Below are 16658 nucleotides of genomic sequence, written 5' to 3'. Positions count from 1 at the left end.
GAGTCCCAGCCAACGCCGATAAAATGACGGCATGATCGACTCTTCTGCCCAGGAGGGCAGCAGTAGCCAGCCGGGTCGTGCCCGGCATATTCCCGTACCGACGACCCCGGGAGCCCTGAGCAACCCGTGTTGATCGTCGTTGGTCTCCTTCTGATCATCATCCTCACTGCCGCCACCGGATACTTCGTGGCGCAGGAGTTCGGCTACGTCGCCGTGGACCGGGGCAAGCTGCGCCAGCTCGCCGATGACGGCGACCAGGCCGCCGCCCGGGCCCTGACCGTCACCAGCCGGCTCTCCTTCATGCTCTCCGGCGCCCAACTCGGCATCACCGTCACCGCGCTGCTGGTCGGCTACGTCGCCGAGCCCTACCTGGGCGGTGGCCTCGCCGACCTGCTCGGCGTGGCCGGCGTCAGCGAGGCGGTCAGCCTGCCGCTGTCGGTGGCGTTGGCCCTGGTCATCGCCACCATCGTGCAGATGGTCCTCGGTGAGCTGGCCCCGAAGAACCTGGCCATCGCCCGGGCCGAGCGACTGGCCCGGGCGCTGAGCCGATCCACCCTGATCTACCTGGCCGTCGCCGGGCCGCTGATCCGGCTGTTCGACCGGGCCTCGGTCCGGCTGCTGCGCCGCATCGGCATCGAGCCGATCGAGGAGCTGCCCAGCGGCGCCACCCCGGCGGACCTGGAACAGATCATCGCCGAGTCCCGCGAGGAGGGCAGCCTCGACGCCGAGATGTCCACGCTGCTCGACCGAGGTCTGGACTTCCGCGAACTCACCGCCGGCGAAGCGATGGTGCCGCGGGTCGACGTGCACACCGTCCGGGCGCACGAGCCGGTCAGCCGGGTGGTCGAGCTGCTGGACACCGGCCACTCCCGCTTCCCGGTACGCGGCGCGGAGGGCGTCGACGACCTGCTCGGCATCGTCGGCATCGCCGACGTGCTCGGCGTACCCCCGGCGGAGCGGGCCACCACCCCGGTGAGCGCGGTGGCCGGGCCGCCGCTGCTCGTACCGGAGACGTTGCCCCTGCCCACGGTGCTCGACCGGCTGCGGTCCGGGCACCGGCAGATGGCGTGCGTGGTCGACGAGTACGGCGGCTTCGCCGGCGTCATCACGCTGGAGGACATCGCCGAGGAACTGGTCGGCCCGATCCGCGACGAGGACGACCCACCGGAGCGGGCACCGGCCCGGCAGGACGACGGGTCCTGGGTGGTGCCGGCCCGCTGGCGGATCGACGAGGTCGCCGACAGCACAGGCATCGCCCTGCCCGAGGCCCCCGAGTACGACACCCTCTCCGGGTTGGTGATGCGGGAGCTGGGCCGGGTGCCGGAGGTCGGCGACCGGCTGGAGATCAGCCTGCAACCCGAGGGCGCGGACGGCGAGGAGAACGAGGCGGAGCCCCGGGCGCTGGTCGAGGTGCTGGCCGTGGACCGGCACGTGGCGGACTCGGTGCGGCTGCAGCTGACCAAACCCGAGGTGACCGCATGAGCCCCGGGATCGCACTGTTCAGCTCGGTGATCCTGCTGGCGCTGAACGGGTTCTTCGTGGCCGCCGAGTTCGCCCTGGTGGCCAGCAAGCGCTACCGCCTGGAACAGGCGGCGGCGAACGGCGGCCGGGCGGCCCGGGCCGCACTGGACGGCGTCCGCGAGCTGTCACTGATGCTGGCTGGCGCACAGCTCGGCATCACGCTGTGCACCCTGGGCCTCGGCGCGCTGGCGGAGCCGGCGATCGAACACCTGCTCAGCCCCCTGCTGCACGCGGTGGGCCTACCGGACGCGGCCAGTCACCTGATCGCCCTGATCTTCGCCCTCGGGGTGGTGACCTTCCTGCACCTGGTGGTGGGGGAGATGGCGCCGAAGTCGTGGGCGATCACCGACGCGGAGCGCTCGGCGACGCTGCTCGCGCTGCCGTTCCGCGCCTTCGCCCGGGTCTCCCGGCCGGTGCTCTCCGCGCTGAACGCCCTGGCCAACGCGATCCTGCGGCTGTTCGGCGTCAACCAGCAGGACCAACTCGCCCAGGTGCACGGCCCGGACGAGCTGCGGATCCTGCTGGAGCAGTCCCGTGAGCACGGGCTGCTCGGCGCCGAACAGCACCAGCTGCTGACCAGCATGCTGGAGTTGCAGGGCACGTCGGTGGCGCAGGTGATGGAACCGTTCGCCACCATGGTCACCGTCCGCCGGGACGACTCGGCCGGGCGGATCGAGGAGGTCAGCCGGGACAGCGGCCGATCGCGGCTCGCCGTGCTCGACGAGGCGGGCGACGTGTGCGGGCTCGTGCACGTCCGGGAGGCGGTACGGGTGGTCACCACCGGCCGGGTCGCCACCGCGGGCGAGCTGATGACGCCCGCGTTCACCCTGCCCGCGACGTCGTCGGTCACCGAGGCGGTGGCGGCGATGCGGGCCCGGCAGTCGCAGCTCGCGTTGGTCCGCAACGGCGGTGGCCCGGCACGGCCGATCGGTTTCGTGGCCCTGGAGGACCTCCTGGAGGAGGTCATCGGGGAGTTCGACGACGAGACCGACACGGTGCCGCGCGGGCGGCGGTTGCGCTGACCTGCCGACCCGGCCGCACTGACGACGTGCGGCCGGGTCGACGCTCGGCATGGCGGCGCGGTTCGGCGTCGGCGGGCTTGAGACCACCTCGACGGGGTAGGCGCGGCTGGTGCGGGGCGTGCTGCCCCCGTTCCGGGAGGGGGCGCGCGGTGCGGTTGACGGGGGTGTCACCGGAGTCCGGCGGGACTGGGCTGTCCGTGCAGACCACGCTCCCCAACCCGAGCACCCGGCCGGGCCTGCGCCTGCCCGGGCGGGTGACCCTCGCGGCCGGCCCGGAGGACGTGCTGGTGCGGCACATCCGGCTGGGCCTCGTCACCACTGTCGAGCCGGACGATCCGGCCGCGGCCCGACGTCTCGTGCAGTTCCACCACCTGCCGATCGCCGGCCGGTTCGTCGTACCGGCCGGTCGGCGACGGGCTGTCGACTTCGCGTTCCCGCTGCCCTGGGAGACCCCGGTGACCACCTTCGGCGGGGTGCCGCTGCTGAGCCTGCGGATGGGCCTGCGGACCGAGGTGTCGCTCGACCCCGACCTTGACCAGGGGGCCATGGTGCCGGTCTTTGTGCACCCGATCCCCACCCAGCAGCACGTGCTGGCGGCGTTGGACACGCTGGGCTTCATGATCCGCCAGTCCGGGTTGCAGGAGGGCGGGTTGCCGGGTGTGGAGCACACCCTGCCGTTGCACCAGCGCTGGGGCTACTGGGTGGGGCCGCTCTACGCCGGCCCGATCACCGAGTTGGAGGTGATCTTCGTGACCAACTCGGCGGGCCTGGAGGCGATCCTCTGGGTCGATCGCCGGCTGGCGTTGGCCGGAATCACGCACCAGAGCATCAGTCGGTTCCGGATCTGGCACGAGGACGCCGGGCGGCGGGACTGGGTGGCCACCGTGGACGGCTGGATTCGGCAGACGATCAACCGGCACGCGGCCGCGGCGGCGCACGCCGACTGGTCCGCGCAGATCGGGGGGTCGGCCCACGTCAGCCGCCATCCCGACGAGCCGATCCGACCTGGCTACGGCCTCGGCGGCACCGCCGGCGGCGCCGGGGTAGGTGGCGGCGGCTCCGGCGGCGACGGCACCTAACCACCCCCCCCCGGGCCCAACGGGGGTGGAGCGGGGCCGAGCGGGGTAGGGGGTCAGCCGGCGCTGGCGGTGGCCAGTTTGAGGCTGAAGGCCAGGAACAGGGCGGCCACGGCGGTGGTGCCGCCGGCCGCCAGGCGGCGGCGTTGGCGGAACTGGGCGGCCAGGAAGGTGCCCGCGAAGATCAACGCGGTCAGGTAGAGCGCGCTCGTCACCTGCGCGATCAGGCCGAGCAGCAGGAACGACAGCGCCGGCCAGGCGTAACCGGGGTCGACGAACTGGATGAAGAACGAGATGAAGAACAGGATCGCCTTCGGGTTCAGCAGGCTGATCACCAGCGCCTTACGGAACGGGCTGCGCATCGCCGCCGGCTCTGCGGCGTCGATGAGCCGCGGCGTGCTCGGGTCGTTGCGGTCGCGCCAGCGCCGCACGGCGCCGAGCAGCATGGTCACCCCGACATAACCGAGGTACGCGGCACCGGCGTACTTGATCACCAGGAACAGCGGCGGGTACGCCTTGAGCAGCGACGCCACCCCGGCGGCGGAGAGGAACATCAGCACCCCGTCGCCGACGAACACGCCACCGGCGGCCCGGTAGCCCACCGCGACGCCCCGCTTGGCCGCTGTGGAGAGCACGAACAGTGAGTTCGGCCCGGGCAGCAGGATGATGGCCACGGTGCCCAGCACGTACGTCCAGATGTCGGTGATCCCCAGCACGCCCGCCATCATCACGCCACCGGTGCCGTCCGCCGAAGTCTTTCTCGCAGCCTGGCCTGTGCGTTCGGCCACTCGTCGACGGTCATCGCGTACTGCACGGTGTCCCGCCAGGAGCCGTCCGGGCGTTGCCGGTGCATCCGCAGCACCCCTTCCCGGGTCGCGCCGAGCCGTTCGATGGCCGCCTGGGAGCGAACGTTGCGGATGTCGGTGTGCCAGGCGACCCGCACCGCGCCCAGGTCGTCGAAGGCCCGGCTGAGCAGCAGCAACTTCGCCTCGGTGTTGATCCCGGTACGCCACCACGGCCGACCGAGGAAGGTGTGCCCGATCGCCACGGCCCGTCGCTCCGGGTCGATGTCGTAGTAGGACGTGCTGCCCACCACCGCCCCGGTGGCCGCGCACCGCTGCACCCAGGCCACCCGTTCGCCCCGGTGCTGGGCGGTCAGGGCGGCGCCGATCACCTCTGCGGTTTCGGCGGGGGCGGTGGGCGGCGCGACGCTGAGGTGCCGCCACACCTCCGGGTCCGCCGTGGCGGTGTGCAACTCGTCGGTGTGCGCCAATTCCAGCGGCTCCAGCCGAACGTGCTCGCCGTGCAGCGGCACCGGCTCGTGCCAGGGTGTGCGGGGCGTCCGCAGGTACGCCGGCAGCGGCGCGGTGACCCCGGCGTCCGGCTCGGGCGCCCCGGCGGTGAGTCGCAGCGGCAGCACGCCGGCCCAGTGCGGCAGGTGCAGGTCGGCCTCGTCCTCGCGGACGCCGCCGGTGCGGGCCCGGACGGACACCTCACGCAGTGGCAGCGCCAGTACTGAGGTCTCGGCCAACTCGCGACGGCTGGGCGGACGGGTGGCGGTGCTACGTCCGGCGCCGACCTTCTCGACAAGCGCGGTGAGCATGGCGAGCTTCTCCCGCTCGTCGGTGACCAGTCGGGCGGTGCCGTGCGCGACCACCGAGCGGTAGTTGGCGCTGTGGTGGAACTGGGAGCGGGCGTAGACCAGCCCGTCGAGCAGTGTCACCGCGACGCAGACCGGCAGCCCGTCGTCGCCCCGGGCGGCGAGCAGCGGCCGACTGCCGGTGGAGCCGTGCAGGTAGAGCGTGTCGCCGATGCGGACGTGCAGGGTGGGCAGCACCCGGGGCTGGCCGTCGACGGTGAAGCTGAGCGCGCAGTCGTACGCCTCGTCGAGCACGGCGTGGGCGGCTGCCTGGTCGTAGCTCATCTTGTCGCGGGAACGGTGGGGTGTGGTCCGGGCGGTGGGTGGATACATGCGCGCGCCCCTTTGTTCTAGTACAATCTCGTATTTGTGTCAGCACACTATCAGCTCACCGGTACGACAGCCGTCGAGATTTCGGCCAGCATCGAGTCGGGCATCCGTACCGGCGCCCTGCCACCGGGGGCCGCCCTGCCACCCGTGCGGGCACTCGCCGCGCAGTTGGGAGTCAGCCCCGCCACCGTCGCCCGCGCCTACCAGGAGCTACGCCAGCGCGGCCTGCTCGCCACCGCCGGTCGGCACGGCACCCGGGTACGCCCCCGCCCGCCGGTGGCCGCCCGCCGCTCCGCGCTGCGCCCCCCGCCGTTGCCCGGCGCCCGAGACCTGTCCCGGGGTGAACCCGACCCCCGGCTGCTTCCCCCGCTGGGCCCGCACCTGGCGGCGCTCGCCACCGCCGGCGGTCCTTCGGTCGGCTACTCCGACGCCGGAGTGCTGCCCGAACTGGCCGAGGCGGCCCGCGCCCGGCTGCGCGCCGACGGCGTACCGGCCGGGGAGTTGACCCTCACCGGCGGTGCGCTGGACGGCATCGAACGGCTGCTCGGCGCTCACCTGCGCCCCGGCGACGCGGTGGCGGTCGAGGACCCGGGCTGGGCCAACCTGCTCGACCTGGTCGCCGCGCTGGGGTTGCGCCCGATCGGGGTGCCGCTCGACGACGAGGGGCCGTTGGTCGCCGGGGTGGAAGCGGCGCTCGCCGCCGGAGCGCGGGCGCTGATCATCACCAGCCGGGCGCAGAATCCGACCGGCGCCGCCGTCTCCGCGGCCCGCGCCGAGGCGCTGCGGACACTGCTCTCCGGCCGCCGGGACCTGCTGCTGATCGAGGACGACCACGCGGCCGAGCTGGCCCGCGTACCCCTGCATCCGCTCGCCGGTGCGACCGCGAGTTGGGCCTTCCTCCGCTCGGTGAGCAAGCCCTTCGGCCCGGACCTGCGGCTGGCGGTGCTGGTCGGGGACGAGACGACGGTGGCCCGGGTGAGTGGCCGTACCCGGGTCGGCGCCGGCTGGGTCTCCACAGTGCTGCAACGCCTGGTGCTCGCCCTGTGGCGGGACCCGGCGGTCACCGAGTTGGTGCAGCGGGCGGCGCTGAGTTACGAGCAGCGGCGCGAAGGGCTGCTCGCCGCGCTCGCCGAGCACGGCCTGACCGCACACGGTCGCAGCGGCATCAACGTCTGGCTGCCGGTCGCGGACGAGACCAGCACGGTGACCGCGCTCCGTGACGCCGGCTGGGCGGTGGCCCCCGGCGCTCTCTACCGGATCGCCGCCCCACCGGCCCTGCGCATCACCGTCAGCTCCCTGGACACCACCGACCTGGCCCCCCTCGCTACCGCAGTGGCCCGAGCCGAAAACCCACCCCCCACCCAAGGCTTCCCCACCTGACCCATCCCGCCCTCGCCCCCGCCCTCGCCCCCGCCCCCGCCCCCGCCCCCGCTCCCGCTCCCGCTCCCGCTCCCCGCGATCTTGCAGCTTGTGTTGGCTGAATGTCGGACCTGTGCATGGTGGTCCGGGCAGAAAGTGCGACATCGCGAGGATTCGGGGCGGCGGAGACGGGTATGCGGGCGCCCGGAGGTGTGGGGACATGGCGTCTGGTGGGGCTCGTAAGGGGATTTGGATCGCCATCGCGGTGGCGATCATCATCATCATCATCGTGCTGATCGCGATCGCGTCCGGCGGCGACGGCGGCGGTAACGGTTACTGACCCGAAAGCCGCCGATGCGCCCGGGGCGTACCCGGCAGTGAGCATCGAACGGGTATATAACAGTCGGCATGGCCGAGCAGACCGGGAGCGCCCCGGGCGCCCAGCGGTTCATCCCGCCCGACGCCGACACCATCGACGACCTGCGCACCGCCGCGGGCGGCTGTCGGGGCTGTGAGCTGTACCGGGATGCCTCGCAGACGGTCTTCGGCCGGGGCGACGAGAGCGCCCGCGTGGTGCTGGTCGGCGAGCAGCCCGGCGACATGGAGGACCAGAAGGGGCTGCCCTTCGTTGGCCCGGCCGGACGCCTGCTGCGCCGCGCCGTCGACGACGCCGGGTTGGACCCGGGTCACCTGTACCTCACGAATGCCGTAAAGCACTTTCGCTTCGTGCAGCGCGGCAAGCGGCGGATCCACCAGACCCCGGACCAGGTGCACATCACCGCCTGCCGGCCGTGGTTGGTAGCCGAGTTCGCCCGACTGCGTCCGGAGATCGTGGTGGTGCTCGGCGCGACCGCCGCCAAGGCGCTGCTCGGCCCGTCCTTCCGGGTCACCCGGCAGCGGGGTGAGCTGCTGCCCTGGCCAGAGTCGGCGCAGCACCCCGCCGACTTCGAGCAGGTGCCGGTGGACAACGCCGGAAAGCGCGCCGACGCGCCACAGGCCCGGCTGCTGGCCACCATCCACCCGTCCGCCGTGCTGCGCGCCGACGACCAGGACAAGGCCTACGAGGGCCTGGTCACCGACCTCACCGTCGTCACCCGCGCCCTGCCCGGGTAGCCGGCGACCGAGGCCGCCCCGACCCGAGCCGGCGGGAGATGTCCGCCCGGATCGCACGGTGAGGCGATACCCACCGGAAACGGCGATGCGTGAACCGCGTAACAGATCCTCTGCAGACTCATGCGAGTCGATCTTGTAGGGGAGGCCGTTATGAGCGATCAGACGCAGTCGATGGTCAGCAGGCGCGGGTTCTTGCGTACGGTCGGAATCAGTGGCGGTGCCGGAGCGATGCTCGCCACGATGGGTGCCATGGGGCTGGCCCCCAGCGCGGCGGCGTCGGTCACCCCGGCATTCCGGCCGCCGGAGCGGTCCGACTTCACTCTCACCGGGCGCTCGGGTGCCAGCGTGGTCGTGCTCGGCGGCGGCATCGCCGGGCTGACCACGGCGTACGAGTTGGGCAAGGCGGGCTACCACTGCACCATCCTTGAGGCGCGGCACCGCGTCGGCGGTCGGAACCTGACCATCCGGGGCGGCGACGTCGAGACGGACCTCGACGGACGCACCCAGCGGGCCGGCTTCTCCGACGGGGTCTACTTCAACGCCGGGCCGGGCCGGATCGCACAGTGGATGGTCACGATGGACTACTGCCGGGAACTCGGCGTGCCCATCGAGGTCTTCACCAACCAGAACGCCGACGCCTGGATCTACAACGAGTCCGCCGGGATGACCGAGCCGGTCCGGTACCGCACCGCCAAGGCCGACGTGTACGGCTACGTCTCGGAGCTGCTGGCGAAGGCCACCGACCAGGGCGCGCTGGACGCCCGGCTCAGCACCGAGGATCGCGACCGGCTGCTGTCGTTCCTGCAGAGCTTCGGCGCGATCGGCGGACGGACCAGCGACTGGGCGTACACCGGGACGAACCGTCGGGGCTTCTCCGCGTATCCCGGTGCGGGCAACGACGTGGGGAGCCCGCTCGGTGCGCCGCCGGCGCTCTCCGACGTGTTCGCCAGCAACATCGGTCGGTACTTCTCCTTCGAGTTCGGCTACGACCAGGCCATGCTGATGTTCCAGCCGGTCGGCGGGATGGACCAGATCCCCCGAGCCCTGGCCCGGGCGGTGGGCCCGCACCGGATCCGACTCAACGCCGAGGTGACAGCGGTGACCGACCGGGGCAGCCGGGTCGAGGTGACCTATCGACAGGGCGGGCGGCAGTCGCAGATCACCGCCGACTACTGCGTGGCGGCGCTACCGCCGCACCTGATGGCCCGCGTACCGCACAATCTCGGCACGGCGGTGACCGCGGCCCTGGCCGACTTCCCGGTCACCGCCTCCGGCAAGATCGGTCTGGAATACCGCAGCCGCTGGTGGGAGACCGATCAGCGGATCTACGGCGGCATCACCGAGACCGACCTGGACCTGTCGCACATCTGGTACCCGTCCTACGGCTTCCACGGGAAGCGCGGCCTGGTCGTCGGCTATTACAACACCGGGGCGAACGCCAGGGCGTACAGCGGGCTGACCCCGGAGCAGCGCGCCGAGCGCGCGGTCAGCCAGGGTGTGAAGATCCACGGCGACAAGTACCGCAGTGAGCTGGTGACGTCGTACTCCCACGCCTGGGACCGGACCCGCTACATCGAGGGCGCCTGGACCTCACCCCGGTACGGCACGGCCGGCTACAACCTGCTGCTCCAGCCGGCCGGGCGGGTCTACTTCGCCGGGGACTGGCTCAGTCACGAGGTGGCCTGGCAGCACGGCGCGTTCGTGGCGGCGCGCTCGGCGGTCTCCGCGCTGCACCAGCGGGTGATGGCCATCTGACCGTGAGCTGTCCAAGATTGACAGTGCGTCGCAGATCGCGTGGGTAGGGCGGATCGGCCGCCCGTCATCGGCGAGACCCACTGCCGCTGGTCGGCGCGGGTGCGCGAGGATGAGGCACCCCTTCCGACAGGAGCGCCGATGGCGACCGACCTGACCGCGCCGCGTACCGCCGCCCGACCCGACGTCGCGTCGATCCAGCGGCGAACCCTGCGGCTGCTCTTCACCACCCAGATCATCGGCGGGATCGGCGTGACCATCGGCATCTCCGTGGGCGCGCTGCTCGCGGCACGGATCGCCGGGACCGCGGTGGCCGGTGTCGCACAGAGCGCCGGGGTGGTCGGTGCGGCGCTGCTCGCCGTCCCGGTCACCCGGATCATGGCGCGGCACGGTCGCCGGCCGGGCCTGGTGCTGGCGTACGCGGTCGGCGCCGTCGGCGGCCTGCTCGTGGTGCTGGCCGCGGCCACCCGCTGGGTGCCGCTGATCTTCGTCGGCATGTTGCTCTTCGGCGGGGGGACCGCCGCGAACCTGCAGGCCCGCTACACGGCAGTGGATCTCGCCGAGCCGGCCCGTCGGGGGCGGCAGCTCTCCCTGATCGTCTGGGCGACCACCATCGGTGCGGTGGCCGCGCCGAACTTCGCCGCGCTGGCCGACCGGGTCACCACCGGCTGGGGGCTGCCCCCGCTGGCCGGCCCGTTCGCGTTCAGCGCGGCCGCGTTCGTGCTGGCTGCCGTCGTACTCCTCGGGTTGCTCCGGCCCGACCCGCTGCTCACCGCGCGGCGGCTCGCGGCCGCCAAGGCGACGGCCGCCGACGCGACGGCGGCTGAGGCGTCGGCGACCGCGGCGGCGGGCGAGGCATCGGCGGCGGGCGGCGGCGCGACACCGGCCCCCGCGCCGGTCGAGGCCCGCGTGCCGCGCGGCGCCGGGATGCGTGTGGCCTGGTCGGTGGTACGCGGACAGCCCGCCGCCCGACTCGGCATCGCCGCCGTGGCGGTGGGTCACCTGGTGATGGTGGCGGTGATGGCGATGACTCCGGTCCGGCTCGGTGAGTCGCACGCCGACGCAGACGTGTTGCGGCTGGTCGGCATCGTGCTGAGCCTGCACATCGCCGGCATGTACGCGTTCTCCCCGGTGGTCGGTTGGCTCACCGACCGGCTCGGTCGACGGGCGGTGATCCTCGGTGGGGTCGGGATGCTGCTGGCCGCCTGCGCGGTCGCCGGCACCGCCGGGCACCACACCCCTCGGCTCTCGGTCGGTCTGGTCCTGCTCGGGCTGGGCTGGTCGGGGACGATGGTGGCCGGATCGACCCTGCTGTCCGAGTCGGTGTCGGCCGGGGTGCGGCCGAGCGTCCAGGGGCTGTCCGACCTGATCATGGGACTGGCCGGGGCCGGGGCGGCCGTGGCCAGTGGGTTTGTCATGCAGTTCGCCGGTTATCCCGTGCTCACCCTGCTCGCGGCGGTCGCCGCGGCGCCCCTGGTGGCGCTAGCGTTGCGCCCGGTGCCGACCGGGGCACCGGACGAGGAGGGCTGATCACTGTGCGGCTGACCGACTTCTGGACGCGGTTGGACGAGGCGTTCGGGCCCGGCTACGCGGCCAGCATCGCCCGCGATCAGGTGCTGTCCCAGCTCGGCGGGCGGACCATCGAGCAGGCCCTGGCATCGGGGGAGCAGACGCACGTGGTGTGGCGGGCGGTCTGCGCCGCGTATCCCGACCGAGTGCCCGCTCGACTACGCTGAGCAGCCTTTTCGCCGGTTCCGCGTGTCGCTTGTCGAGTCGTACACATGTTCGGCTATTGTCCACAGCGGGGTGCTCGTCCACAGCTCGCGGCCCGTCGGCTGGTTTTCTGTCGGACCTAGCGCCTAGCGTGTCCGCGTGACGCGAAGCTCAGCAAAGACGCCGGCGAAGGCAGGGGTGGCAACCATGGCAGCAGGGCCTGACCGGGAGAAGGCACTCGACCTTGCTCTCGCTCAGATTGACAAGCAATTCGGCAAGGGCTCGGTGATGCGGCTGGGTGACCGGCCGGTCGTCCAGACCGCAATCATTCCGACCGGCTCCATCGCGCTCGACGTGGCCCTCGGCATCGGTGGTCTGCCCCGTGGCCGGGTGGTCGAGATCTACGGTCCCGAGTCCAGCGGTAAGACCACTGTGGCACTGCACGCGGTGGCCAACGCCCAGCGCAACGGCGGCATCGCCGCCTTCATCGACGCCGAGCACGCGCTCGACCCGGAGTACGCGAAGGCCCTCGGCGTCGACACCGACGCGATGCTGGTCTCCCAGCCGGACACCGGCGAGCAGGCGTTGGAGATCGCGGACATGCTGATCCGCTCCGGCGCTCTGGACATCATCGTGATCGACTCGGTGGCGGCCCTGGTGCCGCGCGCCGAGATCGAGGGCGAGATGGGCGACAGCCACGTGGGCCTCCAGGCCCGGCTGATGAGCCAGGCGCTGCGGAAGATCACCGGTGTGCTCAGCAACACCGGCACCACGGCGATCTTCATCAACCAGCTGCGGGAAAAGATCGGCGTCATGTTCGGCAGCCCGGAGACCACCACCGGTGGTCGGGCGCTGAAGTTCTACGCCTCGGTCCGGCTTGACGTGCGACGCATCGAGAGCCTCAAGGACGGCACCGACGTCGTCGGTAACCGCACCCGGGTCAAGGTCGTGAAGAACAAGGTCGCCGCGCCGTTCAAGCAGGCCGAGTTCGACATCATGTACGGCAAGGGCATCTCGCGTGAGGGCTCGCTGATCGACGTCGGCGTGGAGCAGGCGATCATCCGTAAGTCCGGAGCGTGGTACACGTACGACGGCGACCAGCTCGGTCAGGGCAAGGAGAAGGCCCGGGAGTTCCTGAAGGAAAACCCGGACGTGGCCGCCGAGATCGAGAAGAAGATCCTGGAGAAGCTCGGCGTCGGGGTCGGCGCGGGTGACGCCGCCGGTGGCCCGGAGCTGCCGCCGGTCGACTTCTGACCGGTCGCTGACCCATGGCAGGACGACGCGCTCGTACGGGGCGGGGCTGGGATGCCAGTCCGCCCCGTACGGGCGACGCCACCGATCCGCCTCGTCCTCGGCGAGGCCGCCGGGGTCGGTCCGAGGAGGCCGACACCGTCGAGTCTCCGGCGCCTCCGCGCGACGAGTCCGAGGTGGCCCGCGAGATCTGCCTGCGCCAGCTTGCCGTCCGGCCCCGCACCCGGGCCGAGCTGGCCGGGGCGTTGGCCAAGCGGGGCATCTCCGAAGAGGTCTCGGCCGAGGTCCTCGACCGGTATGACGAGGTCGGCATCATCGACGACGCCGCGTTCGCCCGGGCCTGGGTGTCCAGCCGGCACGCCGGGCGTGGCCTCGCTCGCCGGGCGCTCGCCAACGAGCTGCGCCGTAAGGGCGTGGACGGCGAGGTGGCCACCGAGGCGCTGGATGAGCTGGACGAGGAGACCGAGGCGGACACCGCCCGTGGCCTCGTGGAGCGCAAGCTGCGCACCGCCCGAGGCGAGCCGGACGTGGTCTTCCGCCGGCTGGTGGGGATGTTGGCCCGCAAGGGCTATCCGCCTGGCGTGGCCATCCGGGCGGTGAAGGACGCGCTCGCCGCGCAGAGCGCCGAGGCGGCCGAGTTCGCCGAGCAGATCGACGCCGACGCGCTCGCCGACGCGGAGGGCGAGTTGGAGCGCGACAACCGTCTGGTCGAGTGAGCGCTTGGTCGGCTGTCCGTTGCGACTCCCGATGGGGGTGCGGGCCTCATGTTGAAGGCATGTCTGAACGGCGGGCGTGACCGGCAGGCCCATCCGGCTGTGCCGCTCACGGCGGCGGAGCTGGCCGCCGATGCGGCCCGCTGCGCGGCGCTCGGCGTCGCGGCCGTGCACGTCCATCCCCGGGACGAGACCGGGGCCGAGTCGCTGCGGCCGGCGGTGATCGCCGACGCGCTGACCGCGATCCGTGCCGCCCGACCGGGGCTGCCGGTCGGGGTGAGCACAGGCGAATGGATTTCGCCGGATCCGGCTGCCCGGGTGGCCGCCGTCCGGGCCTGGCCGGTGCTGCCCGACTTCGCTTCGGTCAACGCGCACGAGCCCGGTGCCGAGGCGGTCGCGGCCGCCCTGCACGAGCGCGGGGTGCTCGTCGAGGCAGGGCTGTGGACGCTTGACGCGGTAGCGGCGTACCGCAGGTGGCGGGTGCCGGCCGGGCGGGTGCTGGTCGAGTGCATGGCTGAGGACGCGGAAGTCGCGTTGGCCGACGCCTCCGGGATTCTCGCCGCGCTGCCGGCGGACGCGCCGTCGGTGCTGCTGCACGCCGAGGGTCCGGCGACCTGGCCGGTCCTCGCCGAGGCGGTACGCCGGGGCCTGGCCGCCCGAATCGGGCTTGAGGACACCCTGTGCCTGCCGGACGGCTCACCCGCCGCTGACAACGCGGCGCTGGTTGCGGCAGCGGTGGCGATGGGAGCCAGCTGACGTCTGATGAGACGGATGGGTCACACCTGGCTGGGTCGCCGGCCTTGTCCGACAACCGGCTGGGCGGCGCTGAGCAGGCCCGACACGTCCAGAGAGCAGCACACCTCGCGGAGTTTGTCCCCTCCTGTCCGGCGCCAGATCAGCGCGCGGTGACCGTTCAACTTCTCTCCGTTCGGGGGGTTTGATCATGAGTCCTTGACCAGAGCACCCCCGGCGACCTAGCCTCGCCATACAGGCTCACATTGCCCGACCAGCGCAGGCTAAGCGCACAACATAGATCGCGTAACAGAACAGCATCACTTTGGCCGACTCCACGGCCTTTGGCGGCAGTTCCGGACAGGCCGGTCCGGAACGCTGCGACAACTGCACCCGGTCGCCGACGCTGCCCGAGGGCACCGCCGGCGGAGAAAGCTACCCACGGCCAGCCGCTCCGGTCGGGCGTCCACAGCCGCAGGAGTGTGCCCCCGGCACGGTCGCTGCGGTCTCGACGTTAGGGGAGGCGGCCATGGCGGGGCGGCGGCACAGGTTCATCGGTAGACCCGACGGGGTCCCGGCATGAACGCGTTCGACGTCGTGCTCCTCGCGGCTGTCCTCGTCCTCGCGGTGGTGGTGATCGGGGCCCTGCTGGTAGGCATCCGGACACTGCGCCGGATGGGCGCCGCGCCGGCTCCGGAGGATCCCGCGTTCATCGCCGAGAAGGACCGCCAGGAGCAGTCCCTCGCTGCCCTGCGGAGCGCGGCCGACGAGGCGAACAGCACGATCGACGTGGCGAAGTCCGCGGCCGCCGCGGCCCGTACCGAGGCGGCGGCGGCGAAGGCCGAGGCGAAGGCCGCCCGCGCCGAGGCGCGTCGGGTCCTCGACGACGCCCGGGCCGAGGCGGACACCGTCCTGGAGCGCGCCCACAAGCAGGCCGAGGCGGATGCCGAGCAGCTGCGGACGGCAGCCCGGCGAAGCGGCGAGCGGGAGGTGGCGGTGCTCGCCGCCACCACCCGGGAGCAGGCCGCCGAGGTGGAACGTCGGGCGGCTCGGATGGACGAGCGGGAGCGGATGCACACCGAGGAGGTGGAGCGGTTCGCCGAGCGGGAGCGGCAACTCACCGCCGCGAAGGCCGCCCTCGCCGCCCGGGAGGCCGCGCTCGCCCAGCGGGAGGCCGAGCTGACCGAGTCGGAGGAGCTGCGCCGTCGGGAGCTGGAGCGGGTCGCTGGGCTCACCGCCGACTCCGCGCGACTGGAGCTGGTCGACGCCATCGAGACGCAGGCCAAGCGGGAAGCGGCGCTGCTCGTGCGGGACATCGAGTCCGACGCGCGCAACACGGCCGAGCAGCGCGCCCGGCACATCGTGGTGGACGCGATCCAGCGGGTCGCCAGCGAGCAGACCGCGGAGAGCGTGGTCAGCGTCCTGCACCTTCCCGGTGACGAGATGAAGGGGCGGATCATCGGCCGGGAGGGGCGCAACATCCGCGCCTTCGAGTCGGTGACCGGCGTCAACCTGATCATCGACGACACCCCCGAGGCGGTGCTGCTCTCCTGCTTCGACCCGGTCCGCCGGGAGGTGGGCCGGGTGACACTGGAGAAGCTGGTCCTGGACGGGCGCATCCACCCGCACCGGATCGAGGAGGTCTACGACCTGGCCCGGCAGGAGGTCGAGCAGCTCTGCCTCCGCGCCGCCGAGGACGCCCTGGTCGAGGTCGGCATCACCGAGATCCACCCGGAGCTGGTGACCCTGCTCGGCCGGCTGCGCTACCGCACCTCGTACGGGCAGAACGTGCTCAAGCACCTGGTCGAGACCGCCCACATCGCCGGCATCATGGCCGCCGAGCTGCGGTTGGACGTGCCGATCATCAAACGGTCGGCGTTCCTGCACGACATCGGCAAGGCGCTCACCCACGAGGTGGAGGGCAGCCACGCCATCATCGGGGCGGACCTGGCCCGCAAGTACGGCGAGCACGAGGACGTGGTGCACGCCATCGAGGCGCACCACAACGAGGTGCCTCCGCAGACCATCGAGGCCGTGCTCACCCAGGCCTCCGACGCCTGCTCCGGTGGTCGGCCGGGCGCGCGCCGGGAGAGCCTGGAGGCGTACGTCAAGCGGCTGGAGCGGATCGAGGAGATCGCGGCCGGCAAGCTCGGCGTGGACAAGGTCTTCGCCATGCAGGCCGGCCGGGAGATCCGGGTGATGGTCAAGCCGGACGACGTGGACGACATCGGGGCGGCCGTGTTGGCCCGCGACGTGGCCAAGCAGATCGAGGAGGAGCTGACCTACCCGGGTCAGATCCGGGTCACAGTGGTCCGCGAGTCCCGGGTCACCGAGATCGCCCGATGAGTCAGACCGGCAGCCCACACCGGGCGGACGCTGGCAGATGACCGAAGGCCGCCCCGAACTGCTCGGGGCGGCCTTCGGGCCTTCTGGTCGG

14 protein-coding genes are annotated in these 16658 nt (G+C 72.3%); 12 read left to right on the top strand and 2 right to left on the bottom strand.

The genetic code is table 11. The features are described from left to right. Positions 1–126 precede the first annotated feature (126 nt). The 3 genes from ABZU74_RS09585 to ABZU74_RS09575 all read left to right on the top strand — a co-directional run bounded on the left by ABZU74_RS09585 (position 127) and on the right by ABZU74_RS09575 (position 3622). Positions 127–1482 (top strand): hemolysin family protein, encoded by a 1356-nt coding sequence (locus ABZU74_RS09585; RefSeq protein WP_355420373.1) that lies wholly within the window; start codon positions 127–129, stop codon positions 1480–1482. Beyond that, positions 1479–2543 (top strand): hemolysin family protein, encoded by a 1065-nt coding sequence (locus ABZU74_RS09580; protein ID WP_355420370.1) that lies wholly within the window; start codon positions 1479–1481, stop codon positions 2541–2543. The genes ABZU74_RS09585 and ABZU74_RS09580 overlap by 4 nt, the downstream gene beginning before the upstream one ends. 149 nt (positions 2544–2692) lie before the next feature. Then, entirely contained in the window at positions 2693–3622 is a 930-nt protein-coding gene (locus ABZU74_RS09575; protein WP_355420367.1) for a sporulation protein, read from the top strand. A 53-nt stretch (positions 3623–3675) separates the two neighbouring features. On the opposite strand, the gene leuE is transcribed toward ABZU74_RS09575, so the two are convergent. After that, entirely contained in the window at positions 3676–4347 is a 672-nt protein-coding gene (gene leuE, locus ABZU74_RS09570) for a leucine efflux protein LeuE (RefSeq protein ID WP_204943876.1), read from the bottom strand. Beyond that, positions 4347–5591, bottom strand: a complete 1245-nt coding sequence (locus ABZU74_RS09565) for a bifunctional pyridoxamine 5'-phosphate oxidase family protein/GNAT family N-acetyltransferase (protein WP_355420364.1) — start codon at positions 5589–5591, stop codon at positions 4347–4349. Before ABZU74_RS09565 ends, leuE begins: the two co-directional genes overlap by 1 nt. A gap of 36 nt (positions 5592–5627) precedes the next feature. Here ABZU74_RS09565 and ABZU74_RS09560 point away from each other — a divergent pair, with 36 nt between their 5' ends. The 9 genes from ABZU74_RS09560 (at position 5628) to rny (ending at position 16567) form a co-directional block, all read left to right on the top strand. Beyond that, positions 5628–6968 carry an aminotransferase class I/II-fold pyridoxal phosphate-dependent enzyme gene (locus ABZU74_RS09560; RefSeq protein ID WP_355420361.1) on the top strand — a complete coding sequence of 447 codons (1341 nt, stop codon included), beginning with the start codon at positions 5628–5630 and terminating at the stop codon, positions 6966–6968. Positions 6969–7355: 387 nt separating this feature from the next. Continuing rightward, positions 7356–8060 carry a UdgX family uracil-DNA binding protein gene (locus tag ABZU74_RS09555; protein ID WP_355420357.1) on the top strand — a complete coding sequence of 235 codons (705 nt, stop codon included), beginning with the start codon at positions 7356–7358 and terminating at the stop codon, positions 8058–8060. A gap of 150 nt (positions 8061–8210) precedes the next feature. Then, on the top strand, positions 8211–9815 hold the full coding sequence (locus ABZU74_RS09550; protein ID WP_355420355.1) for an FAD-dependent oxidoreductase: 1605 nt from the start codon (positions 8211–8213) through the stop codon (positions 9813–9815). Between the two features lie 138 nt (positions 9816–9953). Further along, positions 9954–11342 (top strand): MFS transporter, encoded by a 1389-nt coding sequence (locus tag ABZU74_RS09545; RefSeq protein ID WP_355420352.1) that lies wholly within the window; start codon positions 9954–9956, stop codon positions 11340–11342. A gap of 5 nt (positions 11343–11347) precedes the next feature. Then, positions 11348–11548 carry a DUF3046 domain-containing protein gene (locus tag ABZU74_RS09540; protein ID WP_030489422.1) on the top strand — a complete coding sequence of 67 codons (201 nt, stop codon included), beginning with the start codon at positions 11348–11350 and terminating at the stop codon, positions 11546–11548. Between the two features lie 184 nt (positions 11549–11732). Then, entirely contained in the window at positions 11733–12779 is a 1047-nt protein-coding gene (recA, locus tag ABZU74_RS09535) for a recombinase RecA (RefSeq protein WP_007456801.1), read from the top strand. 14 nt (positions 12780–12793) lie between these two features. Next, positions 12794–13492 (top strand): regulatory protein RecX, encoded by a 699-nt coding sequence (locus tag ABZU74_RS09530; RefSeq protein WP_355420349.1) that lies wholly within the window; start codon positions 12794–12796, stop codon positions 13490–13492. Between the two features lie 48 nt (positions 13493–13540). Continuing rightward, positions 13541–14245: a 3-keto-5-aminohexanoate cleavage protein gene (locus ABZU74_RS09525; RefSeq protein WP_355420347.1), complete on the top strand. Its 705-nt coding sequence runs from the start codon at positions 13541–13543 to the stop codon at positions 14243–14245. A gap of 555 nt (positions 14246–14800) precedes the next feature. After that, on the top strand, positions 14801–16567 hold the full coding sequence (rny, locus tag ABZU74_RS09520) for a ribonuclease Y (protein ID WP_355420344.1): 1767 nt from the start codon (positions 14801–14803) through the stop codon (positions 16565–16567). Positions 16568–16658 lie beyond the last annotated feature (91 nt).

Source organism: Micromonospora sp. NPDC005171, assembly GCF_040608575.1.
Classification (GTDB): domain Bacteria; phylum Actinomycetota; class Actinomycetes; order Mycobacteriales; family Micromonosporaceae; genus Micromonospora.
The sequence above is the reverse complement of the archived record's forward strand: the minus strand, read 5'-3'. Positions and strand labels throughout refer to the sequence as shown.